At 69.9% G+C, this 12,410-nt stretch carries 9 protein-coding genes; 8 read left to right on the forward strand and 1 reads right to left on the reverse strand.

The annotated features are described in order from the left end of the window. The first annotated feature begins 72 nt into the window (after positions 1–72). From ftsZ to OHT51_RS31235, 6 genes are all read left to right on the forward strand, one after another. On the forward strand, positions 73–1,278 hold the full coding sequence (ftsZ, locus tag OHT51_RS31210) for a cell division protein FtsZ (protein ID WP_328882243.1): 1,206 nt from the start codon (positions 73–75) through the stop codon (positions 1,276–1,278). A gap of 10 nt (positions 1,279–1,288) precedes the next feature. Next, positions 1,289–2,017, forward strand: a complete 729-nt coding sequence (gene pgeF / locus OHT51_RS31215; protein ID WP_328882244.1) for a peptidoglycan editing factor PgeF — start codon at positions 1,289–1,291, stop codon at positions 2,015–2,017. A 6-nt stretch (positions 2,018–2,023) separates the two neighbouring features. Continuing rightward, complete coding sequence (locus OHT51_RS31220; protein ID WP_328882245.1) at positions 2,024–2,743, forward strand: YggS family pyridoxal phosphate-dependent enzyme; 720 nt, start codon at positions 2,024–2,026, stop codon at positions 2,741–2,743. Positions 2,744–2,872: 129 nt separating this feature from the next. Further along, positions 2,873–3,514: a cell division protein SepF gene (locus OHT51_RS31225; RefSeq protein WP_328428365.1), complete on the forward strand. Its 642-nt coding sequence runs from the start codon at positions 2,873–2,875 to the stop codon at positions 3,512–3,514. Between the two features lie 59 nt (positions 3,515–3,573). Further along, a complete protein-coding gene (locus OHT51_RS31230; protein ID WP_328428366.1) occupies positions 3,574–3,861 on the forward strand; it encodes a YggT family protein in 288 nt (95 codons plus the stop codon). 55 nt (positions 3,862–3,916) lie between these two features. Then, on the forward strand, positions 3,917–5,059 hold the full coding sequence (locus OHT51_RS31235; RefSeq protein WP_328882246.1) for a DivIVA domain-containing protein: 1,143 nt from the start codon (positions 3,917–3,919) through the stop codon (positions 5,057–5,059). 208 nt (positions 5,060–5,267) lie between these two features. Here OHT51_RS31235 and ileS read toward each other — a convergent pair whose 3' ends face one another. Beyond that, positions 5,268–8,414: an isoleucine--tRNA ligase gene (gene ileS, locus OHT51_RS31240; RefSeq protein WP_328882247.1), complete on the reverse strand. Its 3,147-nt coding sequence runs from the start codon at positions 8,412–8,414 to the stop codon at positions 5,268–5,270. A 602-nt stretch (positions 8,415–9,016) separates the two neighbouring features. Here ileS and OHT51_RS31245 point away from each other — a divergent pair. Continuing rightward, on the forward strand, positions 9,017–11,719 hold the full coding sequence (locus OHT51_RS31245) for a TraR/DksA family transcriptional regulator (RefSeq protein ID WP_328882248.1): 2,703 nt from the start codon (positions 9,017–9,019) through the stop codon (positions 11,717–11,719). Positions 11,720–11,789: 70 nt separating this feature from the next. Continuing rightward, complete coding sequence (lspA, locus tag OHT51_RS31250; RefSeq protein WP_328882249.1) at positions 11,790–12,401, forward strand: signal peptidase II; 612 nt, start codon at positions 11,790–11,792, stop codon at positions 12,399–12,401. Positions 12,402–12,410: the final 9 nt, after the last annotated feature.

The raw sequence follows: 12,410 nt of genomic DNA on the forward strand, positions 1-12,410 counted from the left end.
CAGTCGCGGTTCACGAAGCAGAGAGCTTCCCGTGATCCGACGACCCGTAACTCGAGGCGAGAGGCCTTCGACGTGGCAGCACCGCAGAACTACCTCGCAGTCATCAAAGTCATCGGTGTCGGCGGCGGTGGTGTCAATGCCATCAACCGGATGATCGAGGTCGGTCTCAAGGGCGTCGAGTTCATCGCTATCAACACCGACGCGCAAGCTCTGTTGATGAGCGACGCCGACGTCAAGCTCGACGTCGGCCGTGAACTCACCCGCGGACTCGGCGCCGGAGCCAACCCGGCCGTCGGCCGCAAGGCCGCCGAGGACCACCGCGAGGAGATCGAGGAGGTCCTCAAGGGGGCCGACATGGTCTTCGTGACGGCCGGTGAAGGCGGCGGCACCGGCACCGGCGGCGCGCCCGTCGTGGCCAACATCGCACGCTCGCTGGGCGCCCTCACCATCGGCGTGGTCACGCGCCCGTTCACCTTCGAGGGACGGCGCCGCGCCAACCAGGCCGAGGACGGCATCGCCGAACTCCGCGAAGAGGTCGACACCCTCATCGTCATCCCGAACGACCGGCTGCTGTCCATCTCGGACCGCCAGGTCTCGGTACTGGATGCCTTCAAGTCGGCCGACCAGGTCCTCCTCTCCGGTGTCCAGGGCATCACCGACCTCATCACCACCCCCGGCCTCATCAACCTCGACTTCGCCGACGTCAAGTCGGTCATGTCCGAGGCCGGTTCGGCCCTCATGGGCATCGGCTCGGCCCGCGGCGACGACCGCGCGGTGGCCGCAGCCGAGATGGCGATCTCCTCCCCGCTCCTGGAGGCGTCCATCGACGGCGCCCGGGGCGTGCTGCTCTCCATCTCCGGCGGCTCCGACCTCGGCCTGTTCGAGATCAACGAGGCCGCCCAGCTGGTCAGTGAGGCCGCCCACCCCGAGGCCAACATCATCTTCGGCGCGGTCATCGACGACGCCCTCGGCGACGAGGTCCGGGTCACCGTGATCGCGGCCGGCTTCGACGGCGGCCAGCCGCCGGCCCGCCGGGACAACGTCCTCGGCTCGACCTCCTCCTCTTCGTCCTCGGCCCGCCGCGAGGAGCCCGCTCCGGCACGGCAGACCGAGAGCCGCCCGTCGTTCGGCTCCCTCGGCAGCGTCACGCCGAAGGAGGAGGCCGAGCCGGAGCCGGAGCCGGTGGCCGACGTGCCGGTCGCCCCGCCGGTCCCGCCGTCCCGGACCTACGCCGACAGCGCGGCGGAGGAGCTGGACGTTCCGGACTTCCTTAAGTGATCCTTCTGACGTGATAGCACAGCGCGACATCGTGAGCGGCGCGCACTTCGCCTTCACCGACCGGTGGGGCGGGGTGAGCGCCGCTCCGTATGAGGAGCTCAACCTCGGTGGGGCGGTCGGGGACGACACCGACGCCGTACTGACCAATCGCGATCTCGCCGCCAAGTCGCTCGGGCTCGATCCGGGCCGGGTCGTCTGGATGAACCAGGTGCACGGCACGGACGTGGCGGTGGCCGACGGACCATGGCGTGATCGTCCGGTGCCCGATGTCGACGCGGTCGTCACGGCACAGCGGGGTCTCGCCCTCGCCGTCCTCACCGCAGATTGCGTGCCGGTCCTGCTGGCCGACCCGGTCGCCGGGATCGTCGCCGCGGCGCATGCGGGGCGGCCCGGCATGATCGCCGGGATCGTCCCGGCAGCGCTACGCGCGATGACCGACCTGGGTGCCGAGCCGTCCCGGATCGTCGCCCGCACCGGCCCGGCCGTCTGCGGACGGTGCTACGAGGTGCCGGAGGCGATGCGCGCCGAGGTGGCCGCCGGGGAGCCGACGGCGTACGCCGAGACGAGCTGGGGCACACCCGCGGTCGACGTGGCCGCCGGAGTGCACGCCCAGCTCGCGCGACTCGGGGTGCGCGACCGGGAGCAGTCGCCGGTCTGCACGCTGGAGTCGGAGGACCACTTCTCGTACCGCCGCGACCGCACCACCGGGAGACTCGCGGGATATGTCTGGTTGGACTGAGAGAGCATGACGGACCGTAAGGGCGAACTGGCCGCGAACCTCGCAAAAGTGGAGGAGCGGATCGCCGCCGCCTGCGCGGCCGCCGGGCGCGAGCGCGAGGAGGTGACCCTGATCGTGGTCACCAAGACCTACCCCGCGAGCGATGTGCGGATGCTGTCGGAGCTCGGCGTGCGTCATGTCGCCGAGAACCGCGATCAGGACGCGGCCCCGAAGGCCGCCGCCTGCTCGGATCTTCCCCTCGCGTGGCACTTTGTCGGTCAGTTGCAGACCAACAAGGTGCGATCCGTGGTCGGTTACGCGGATCTCGTGCAGTCCGTCGATCGTTCCAAGCTGGTGACGGCCCTGTCGAAGGAGGCCGTACGGCAGGAGCGGGAGGTGGGCTGCCTCATCCAGGTGGCACTGGATGCGGGAGAGGGCGCGCGAGGCGAGAGGGGTGGTGTGGCACCCGGCGGGGTCGCAGAGTTGGCCGACCTCGTCGCGAACGCTCCGGGGCTGCGGATGGACGGGCTCATGACCGTCGCGCCGCTCAGCGGGGAGTACGAAGGGCGCCAACAGGCGGCGTTCGAGCGCTTGATGGATTTGTCGACTGACCTGCGCCGCGCCCATCCGACTGCGAACATGGTGTCGGCAGGGATGAGTGCGGATCTCGAGGACGCCGTGGCGGCCGGAGCGACACATGTGCGCGTCGGCACCTCGGTACTCGGAGTCCGCCCCAGGCTCGGGTAACGTCGCCAAGAAGTCGGACCACAGCAGAAAATATGGTCAATGTCGCCGAAAGGCGGGCGTAACGACCGTGTGGATCGCGGGCATTTGGCAGTCGTCAGCCGATCCACCACAGAGCGGAGGACTCAGAGCATGGCCGGCGCGATGCGCAAGATGGCGGTCTACCTCGGCCTCGTGGAGGACGATGGGTACGACGGCCGGGGGTTCGACCCCGACGACGACTTCGAGCCCGAACTGGACCCGGAGCCCGAGCGGGACCATCGACGGCATGAGCCGTCCCACCAGTCCCACAGTGCACATTCGTCCCAAAGGGACGAAGAGGTGCGAATCGTGCAGCCGCCCGCGCCGCGTGAACCCGTGGCCCGATCGACTTCGCTCCCCGCGGAATCCGGCCGTCCCGCGCGCATTGCGCCCGTGGCGTCTATCACACAAGAACGCGCAAGCCTGGAGAAGAACGCACCGGTGATCATGCCCAAGGTCGTGTCTGAACGAGAGCCGTACCGGATCACCACACTTCACCCGCGGACCTACAACGAGGCCCGTACCATCGGGGAACACTTCCGTGAAGGCACCCCGGTGATCATGAATCTGACTGAGATGGATGACACAGACGCGAAGCGACTTGTCGACTTTGCGGCAGGTTTGGTGTTTGGTCTTCACGGCAGCATCGAGCGGGTGACGCAGAAGGTGTTCCTGTTGTCGCCTGCTAACGTCGATGTCACGGCGGAGGACAAGGCCCGTATCGCAGAGGGCGGGTTCTTCAACCAGAGCTGAGACGCACCACCGGAAGCAAACGCACGGATCAGGGAACAGGGGAGAGGGAAGCACCAGTCATGAGCGTGGTTCTGCAGGTTCTCTACATCGCGCTGATGGTTCTCCTCATCGTGCTTATCTTCCGGTTGGTCATGGACTATGTCTTCCAGTTCGCCCGCTCGTGGCAACCCGGCAAGGCGATGGTGGTCGTTCTGGAGGCCACCTACACTGTCACTGATCCACCGCTCAAGCTTCTGCGGCGGGTCATCCCGCCGCTGCGTCTCGGGGGCGTGGCGCTCGACCTGTCCTTCTTCGTATTGATGATCATCGTCTACATCCTGATCACGCTCGTGCGGAGCGCGATGTGAGCGATGTGAGAGATACGGTCTTGCCGACTGCCGACGACTACGTTGAGGTGAAGAGATGCCGTTGACCCCCGAGGACGTGCGGAACAAGCAGTTCACGACCGTCCGCCTCCGAGAAGGCTATGACGAGGACGAGGTCGATGCCTTCCTCGATGAGGTCGAAGCCGAACTGACCCGCCTGCTCCGCGAGAACGAGGACCTGCGCGCCAAGCTGGCCGCGGCCACGCGTGCTGCTGCCCAGAACCAGCAGAACATGCGCAAGCCCCCGGAGGGTCCCGGTGGCCCTCAGGACCAGCAGCAGGGCGGCATGCCGCAGGGCGGTATGCCCCAGCAGGGCATGCGCGGTCCCGGGGCCCCCGTCCCCGCTGGGATATCGGGCCCGCCGCAGCAGCAGATGGGTGGCCCCATGGGTGGTCCGCCCCAGCTGCCGAGCGGTGCCCCGCAGCTGCCCGCCGGTCCCGGCGGTCAGGGTGGCCCTCAGGGTCCCGGTCCGATGGGCCAGGGTCCGGGGCCGATGGGCCAGCCCCCCATGCAGCAGATGGGCGGCCCCATGGGCGGTCCTATGGGTGGCCCGATGGGCGGTCCCGGTCAGGGCGGCCCCGGTGGCGACAGCGCCGCGCGCGTTCTGTCGCTTGCCCAGCAGACCGCCGACCAGGCGATCGCCGAGGCCCGTTCCGAGGCCAACAAGATCGTCGGTGAGGCGCGTTCGCGTGCCGAGGGTCTCGAGCGTGACGCCCGTGCCAAGGCTGACGCCCTGGAGCGGGACGCGCAGGAGAAGCACCGCGTCGCGATGGGCTCCCTGGAGTCCGCCCGCGCCACGCTGGAGCGCAAGGTCGAGGACCTGCGTGGCTTCGAGCGCGAGTACCGCACGCGGCTGAAGTCCTACCTCGAGTCCCAGCTGCGCCAGCTGGAGACCCAGGCGGACGACTCGCTCGCCCCGCCGCGCACTCCGGCCACGGCATCTCTCCCGCCGTCCCCGGCGCCTTCCATGGCTCCGGCCGGCGCGAGTGCCCCGTCGTACGGCGGCAACCAGACGATGGGCGGCGCCCCGTCCCCGGCTGGTCCGTCCTACGGCGGTCAGCAGCAGATGTCCCCGGCGATGACCCAGCCGATGGCTCCGGTCCGGCCGCAGGGTCCCGGTCCGATGGGCCAGGCCCCGTCGCCGATGCGCGGGTTCCTCATCGACGAGGACGACAACTGACGGTTGGTAGTACGCCGTAGACGCTGGCAGCGTTCAGGGCGGGGCCCCGGATTCGATCCGGGGCCCCGCCCTTTTGCTACGCGTGTTCACGGCCTCTGCGGTGTTTGTTCGGGGGTGGGCGGGGTGTCCGACGTACACAACGCCGAAGGCCCGGGCCGGCCAAGATTCTTTGGCGGCCCGGGCCTTCGGCGTGCTTTCCGGCGGAGCGCTACGCCTTGCGCAGGCGGAACGTGAGGGTCAGGCCCTCGTCCGTGAACGGCTCCCCGTAGGCGTCGTCCGCCTCACCCTGGGCGAAGTCCGTCGCCAGGACCTCGTCGGCGATGAGCTCGGCGTGGTCGCCCAGCGCCGCGATCGTCGCCGCGTCCGTCGCCGTCCAGCGGAGCGCGATGCGGTCGGCCACGTCCAGGCCGCTGTTCTTACGGGCCTCCTGGATCAGGCGGATCGCGTCACGGGCCAGTCCCGCGCGGCGCAACTCCTCAGTGATCTCCAGGTCCAGGGCCACCGTCGCGCCCGAGTCGGACGCCACCGACCAGCCCTCGCGCGGGGTCTCCGTGATGATCACCTCGTCGGGTGCGAGCGTGACCGTCTCGCCGTCGACCTCCACCGACGCCGTGCCCTCGCGCAGGGCCAGGGACAGCGCCGCCGCGTCCGCGTTCGCGACGGCCTTCGCCACGTCCTGGACGCGCTTGCCGAAACGCTTGCCCAGGGCGCGGAAGTTGGCCTTCGCGGTCGTGTCGACGAGGGAGCCGCCGACCTCCGAGAGGGACGCGAGGGATGTGACGTTCAGCTCCTCCGTGATCTGCGCGTGCAGCTCGCGGTCGAGCGCGTCGAAGCCGGTCGCGGCGATGAGCGCACGCGACAGCGGCTGGCGGGTCTTCACGCCCGACTCCGCGCGCGTGGCGCGGCCCAGCTCCACCAGCCGGCGGACCAGGACCATCTGCTTCGACAGCTCCGGGTCGATCGCCGACAGATCCGCCTCGGGCCAGGACGCCAGATGCACCGACTCCGGCGCGTCCGGGGACACCGGCACGATCAGGTCCTGCCAGACCCGCTCCGTGATGAACGGGGTCAGCGGGGCCATCAGCTTGGTGATCGTCTCGACGACCTCGTGCAGGGTGCGCAGCGCCGCCTTGTCGCCCTGCCAGAAGCGGCGACGCGAGCGACGGACGTACCAGTTCGACAGGTCGTCGACGAACGCCGAGAGCAGCTTGCCGGCGCGCTGGGTGTCGTACGCCTCCAGGGACTGGGTCACCTGGTCGGTCAGCGCGTGCAGTTCGGACAGCAGCCAGCGGTCCAGGACCGGACGGTCGGCGGGGGCCGGGTCGGCCGCGGACGGCGCCCAGTTCGACGTACGGGCGTACAGGGCCTGGAAGGCGACCGTGTTCCAGTACGTCAGGAGCGTCTTGCGGACGACCTCCTGGATCGTGCCGTGGCCCACGCGGCGTGCCGCCCACGGGGAGCCGCCTGCCGCCATGAACCAGCGCACCGCGTCCGCGCCGTGCTGGTCCATCAGCGGGATCGGCTGCAGGATGTTGCCCAGGTGCTTGGACATCTTGCGGCCGTCCTCGGCGAGGATGTGGCCGAGGCACACGACGTTCTCGTACGACGACTTGTCGAAGACCAGGGTGCCGACCGCCATCAGCGTGTAGAACCAGCCGCGGGTCTGGTCGATGGCCTCGGAGATGAACTGCGCCGGATACCGGCTCTCGAACAGCTCCTTGTTCTTGTACGGGTAGCCCCACTGCGCGAAGGGCATCGAACCCGAGTCGTACCAGGCGTCGATGACCTCCGGCACGCGCGTGGCCGTCTGCCGGCACTGCGGGCAGGCGAAGGTCACGTCGTCGATGAACGGACGGTGCGGGTCAAGCTCGGACTGGTCGGTGCCCGTGAGCTCGCTGAGCTCCGCGCGGGAGCCGACGACCGTGAGGTGGTCGTCCTCGCAGCGCCAGATCGGCAGCGGGGTGCCCCAGTAGCGGTTGCGGGACAGCGCCCAGTCGATGTTGTTGTTCAGCCAGTCGCCGTACCGGCCGTGCTTGACCGTGTCCGGGAACCAGTTGGTCTTCTCGTTCTCCTCGAGGAGGCGGTCCTTGATGGCGGTCGTGCGGATGTACCAGGACGGCTGTGCGTAGTAGAGCAGCGCGGTGTGGCAGCGCCAGCAGTGCGGGTAGCTGTGCTCGTACGGGATGTGCTTGAAGAGCAGACCGCGCTGCTGGAGGTCCTCGGTGAGCTTTTCGTCAGCCTTCTTGAAGAAGACGCCGCCGACCAGGGGGACGTCCTCCTCGAAGGTGCCGTCCGGGCGGACCGGGTTCACGACGGGCAGGCCGTACGACCGGCAGACCTTGAGGTCGTCCTCACCGAAGGCGGGGGACTGGTGGACCAGGCCCGTACCGTCCTCGGTCGTGACGTACTCGGCGTTCACCACGTAGTGGGTGCCGCCCTCGGTCTCCGGGAACTCGACCAGCTCGAACGGACGCTGATAGGTCCAGCGCTCCATCTCCGCGCCCGTGAAGGTCTGACCAGTGGTCTCCCAGCCCTCGCCCAGGGCCTTTGCGACCAGCGGCTCGGCGACGACGAGCTTCTCCTCGCCGTTCGTCGCGACGACGTAGGTCACCTCGGGGTGGGCGGCGACGGCCGTGTTGGAGACGAGAGTCCAGGGCGTGGTCGTCCACACCAGGAGCGCGGCCCCGCCGGCGAGCGGGCCGGAGGTGAGCGGGAAGCGGACGAACACGGACGGGTCCACGACCGTCTCGTAGCCCTGCGCCAGCTCGTGGTCGGACAGGCCGGTGCCGCAGCGGGGGCACCAGGGGGCGACGCGGTGGTCCTGGACGAGGAGGCCCTTGTTGAAGATCTCCTTGAGGGACCACCAGACGGACTCGATGTACTCGGGCTCCATCGTGACGTAGGCGTCGTCGAGGTCGACCCAGTAGCCCATGCGGGTCGTCAGGTCGGCGAAGGCGTCGGTGTGGCGCAGCACGGACTCGCGGCACTTGGCGTTGAACTCGGCGATGCCGAACGCCTCGATGTCCTTCTTGCCGCTGAAGCCGAGCTCCTTCTCGACCGCCAGCTCCACCGGCAGGCCGTGGCAGTCCCAGCCGGCCTTGCGGGCCACGTGGTAGCCGCGCATGGTGCGGAAGCGGGGGAAGACGTCCTTGAAGACGCGGGCCTCGATGTGGTGGGCGCCGGGCATGCCGTTGGCGGTGGGCGGGCCCTCGTAGAACACCCACTCGGGGCGGCCCTCGGACTGGTCCAGGCTCTTGGCGAAGATCTTCTGCTCGCGCCAGAAGTCGAGCACGGCGTGCTCGAGGGCGGGCAGGTCGACCTGGGCGGGTACCTGGCGGTACGTCGGCGTTGTCATCAGCGAGCTTCCTCCGGCGGACTTGCTGCCTTCCGTCCGGAGGGACGAGAGCCGTGTCTTTCCTTACGCCGGTTTCGGCGCGCTCCCGCGGTACCACCCTCCTTGGCTCTCCGGCGCGGGGTGTGCGTCGGTGAGCCCCCTCATTGGGTTCGCGATGCCGGTTCTACTGGCCGCAGCTGTTCGGCTGGGCTTTCTTCCGACGGCTCCGGGGTGATCTTCACGTCGCGCCTGCCCCCGGGCTTCCACCGTCCCCGGGTCGCTCTGGGCTGCGTACGCCGCTACTCGTCCCCATCCACGCTTTTCGCTCCGCTCAGTGTACGGCGCCGCGGGGACACCGGCCGACCGGATTTCCCGGTCCCCGGGGCGGGGATCGTGTTCGGGCCCGGATGACCCGAATGGCGCGGTACGTCTGTTCGGATTCTGGGACGTCCAGCTCGTCTGCATACCCGGCGGGGAGCTGGGCACAACGGATGCAGGTCCGGCGCGCTGCATGCGCGAGGCGGGCGAATCGGGCGGTGTGCCCCGTTGCCGCGGGACTCAAGTCGATTTATCGTCCCAGCACGACTCGCGAGCAAGATCACAATATGTGGAGGGGCCGCGGCATGGTGGCGAAGAAGACCGCCGTACAGCAGTCGGCGTCGGGCAGGTCCACCTATGCGACGGCCTCCGGCGGGGTGATGGCTTCGGGCGGTGCGGGTGTCGCCGGTGGGGCGGGTGCTTCCGGTGGGGTTCTGGCCTCCGACGGGCTGGGTGCTTCTGGCGGGCTGGGTGCTTCAAGCGGGGTGATGGCCTCCGGCGGTGCGGCCAAGGATGTGAGTGGGAAGAAGAACGCGCGGGGTGGGGCCGCGGGGGCGCGGGGCGGGAAGCCGGTCAAGAGGACGGTTCGGGAGGTCGCCCGGGGCGGGGCGGGGGAGCCGGGCTCGGCAGCCAAGGGGAGTGCTTCGAAGAGGGGTGCATCGAAGAAGGGCGCCTCGGAGGGGGCCGGTGAGCCGACGGCGGGGAAGGGTGGGAAGGGGAGGGGCTCGAAGGCGACCAAGAAGGTGGGGGCGGTCAAGGCGGCAGCCGAGAAGGCGGTTGCGAAGGTGGTGGGCAAAGGGGCGGCGGCTGAGAAGGCGCGTGCGAAGTCAGGGACAGCTACGGGGACTGCGGCTCAAGAGGCGGAGGCCAAGGGAGCCGCAGTGACGGCGCCTGGGAGCAGAGGGCCGGCGGTTCAGCGGGCGGTGACCGGGACGGCGGCGAACAGGGACTCTGTGGGTAAGGCTGCGGGGTCCAAGCGGCTGGCCGCTCGGGAGGCGGTGACCGGGGCGGGGGTGACTGGGGCGGCGGTGGTCGGGGCGGCTGCCGGTAGAGCGGCGGGGGCCAAGAAGGCGCGGCCCCCAAAGGCCGTGTCCGGGGGCAAGGCGGCCGAGGAATCGGCGGCGGACGAGGCGTCGGGAAAGAAGGCGGTCGCCATGGAAGCGGCAGCCGAGGGCACGGGAGCCAAGAAGGCAGCGGCCCGGAAGAGCACGGCCGAGAAGGGTGCGGCCAGGGCGAGTACGTCCAAGAAGGCTGTGGCCAAGGAAGGCGCCGCCAGGAAGGTGGCGGTGAGAGCGACCGTCGAGGAGGAAGCGGCCGGGGAGGCGGCGACCAAGAGGGCGGCTGGGCGCGTGGCGACCGGCAGGGCGGCGGCTGGCGGGAAGACAGCCGGTCGGCAGAAGGCTGCGAAGAAGGCGATCAGCCAGGTAGCGGGCGGAAAGACATCGGGCGGGAAGGCCGCGCCTGGCAAGACGGCGGCTCAGGGGGCATCTGCTGGGACGGCCGCGGCCGGTAAGGGGGCGACTGCGCAGGTCACGGTTGGTGCGAAGGCGGCTAAGCCTGGGAAGGAATCGGCCGGCAAGGCGTCGGCCGGTAAGGGGACGACTGCCCGGGTTGCGGGCGGCGACAAGGCGGGCGGGAAGGAATCCGCCGGCAAGGCGTCGGCCAGTAAGAGGGCGACCGAGCGCGTAGCGGCTGGCGACAAGGCGGTCGGGAAGAAGACGGCCGGTAAGGCGTCGACGGGCAAGAAGGTGGCCGGTCAGGTAGGCGCTGGCACGGAGGTGGCCGGTCAGGCAGGCGCCGGCACGGAGGTGGCTGGCTCAGGGACGGCCGGTCAGGAAGCTCCCCGTCTGGGAGCGGTCGGTGCGAAGGCGGCCGGCAAGAAGGCCGCTCATGAACTGGAGGCGGTTGAGGAGGGCGCCCGGAAGGCGGCCAGCCAGGTCGTGGCCGGCAAGGAAGCGGCTGGCAGGAAGGCGTCCGGCAAGAAGGCGGTCGGGGAGAAGGGTGCCGGGGTGAAGGCGGCCGGTGAGGTCGTGGCCGGCAAGGAAGCGGCTGGCAGGAAGGCGTCCGGCAAGAAGGCGGTCGGGGGGAAGGGTGCCGGGGTGAAGGCGGCCGGTGAGGTTGTGGCCGGCAAGGAAGCGGCTGGCAGGAAGGCGTCCGGCAAGAAGGCGGTCGGGGGGAAGGGTGCCGGGGTGAAGGCGGCCGGTGAGGTTGTGGCCGGCAAGGAAGCGGCTGGCAGGAAGGCGTCCGGCAAGAAGGCGGCCGGGGAGAAGGGTGCCGGGGTGAAGGCGGCCGGTGAGGTTGTGGCCGGCAAGGAAGCGGCCAGCAAGAAGGCGGCCGGCAGGAAGGCAGCCGGGGAGAAGGCAGCCGGTAGGGCGGGGGGCTCCGGACGGGGCCTTGAGGAGGGTGGCGTGGTGAAGAAGGGCGCCTCCAAGGAGAGCCTGGGTGCGGCCGGGAAGCGTGCGGGCGCCAAGAGCAGGGCCAAGAAGGCGGGCGCGGCGCAGGCCGCGGAGCAGACGGGAGCCACGACGGTGGTTGCGAAGAAGACTCCTGGCACGGCCACGGCGGCCAAGACCGCCGTTCCCAAGGCACGCATCGCCGCGGCGGTGGAGCCCGGCGAACTCGCGGTGCGCCCCGGCGAGGACCCGTGGACCCCGGAGGAGGTCGACGAGGCCCGCGCCGAGCTGATGGCCGAGGCGACGCGGCTGCGCGAAGAGCTCACGTCGTCCGAGCAATCCCTGGTCGGTCTGATGCGGGACTCCGGGGACGGCGCCGGCGACGACCAGGCGGACACCGGCGCCAAGAACATCACGCGTGAGCACGAGCTGGCGCTCGCCGCCAACGCGCGCGAGATGCTCGAGCAGACCGAGCGGGCCCTGGAGCGGCTCGACGCGGGCACGTACGGTCTGTGCGAGAACTGCGGCAACCCGATCGGCAAGGCACGCATGCAGGCCTTCCCGCGCGCGACCCTGTGCGTCGAGTGCAAGCAGAAGCAGGAACGGCGGTACTGACCGGTAGGCGGGTGCCGCCGGACGTGCCGTACTCTCGTCCTCAGTCAGGTACCTAGGTTGAGGGACTCACGTGGCAGAGGCGGAGCGCATCATCGGTACGCCGGACACCCCAGAGGCGGCGGGAGCAGAGCCGGAGCATTCCGACGGGAGCACGACGGACACCGGTGACGCCGGGAACACCGCCGGGCGGCCCCGCGGCCGGCGCCGGATCGCCGTGCTGTTCGGCGTCGCCGCGTTCGCGTACGCCCTCGACCTGATCAGCAAGATGATCGTGGTGGCCAAGCTGGAGCACCAGCCGCCGATCGAGATCATCGGGGACTGGCTGAAGTTCGAGGCGATCCGCAACGCGGGCGCCGCCTTCGGCTTCGGCGAGGCCTTCACCGTGATCTTCACGGTGATCGCGGCGGCCGTGATCGTGGTGATCGCCCGGCTCGCCCGCAAGCTGTACAGCCTGCCCTGGGCGATCGCACTCGGCCTGCTGCTCGGCGGTGCGCTCGGCAACCTCACCGACCGGATCTTCCGCTCGCCGGGCGTCTTCGAGGGCGCGGTCGTGGACTTCATCGCGCCCAAGCACTTCGCCGTGTTCAACCTGGCCGACTCGGCGATCGTGTGCGGCGGCATCCTGATCGTGCTGCTGTCGTTCCGGGGGCTGGACCCGGACGGGACCGTCCACAAGGACTGAGTTCGCCGG

It is taken from the genome of Streptomyces sp. NBC_00299 (assembly GCF_036173045.1).
In the GTDB taxonomy this organism is placed as follows: domain Bacteria; phylum Actinomycetota; class Actinomycetes; order Streptomycetales; family Streptomycetaceae; genus Streptomyces; species Streptomyces machairae.

What these genes read in the sequence shown, in the direction of transcription:
- ileS (WP_328882247.1), bottom strand. Translation starts at nt 8,414, where the DNA reads ATGACAACGCCGACGTACCGCCAGGTACCCGCCCAGGTCGACCTGCCC.
- OHT51_RS31230 (WP_328428366.1), top strand. Translation starts at nt 3,574, where the DNA reads ATGAGCGTGGTTCTGCAGGTTCTCTACATCGCGCTGATGGTTCTCCTC.
- OHT51_RS31225 (WP_328428365.1), top strand. Translation starts at nt 2,873, where the DNA reads ATGGCCGGCGCGATGCGCAAGATGGCGGTCTACCTCGGCCTCGTGGAG.
- OHT51_RS31220 (WP_328882245.1), top strand. Translation starts at nt 2,024, where the DNA reads ATGACGGACCGTAAGGGCGAACTGGCCGCGAACCTCGCAAAAGTGGAG.
- OHT51_RS31235 (WP_328882246.1), top strand. Translation starts at nt 3,917, where the DNA reads ATGCCGTTGACCCCCGAGGACGTGCGGAACAAGCAGTTCACGACCGTC.
- OHT51_RS31245 (WP_328882248.1), top strand. Translation starts at nt 9,017, where the DNA reads ATGGTGGCGAAGAAGACCGCCGTACAGCAGTCGGCGTCGGGCAGGTCC.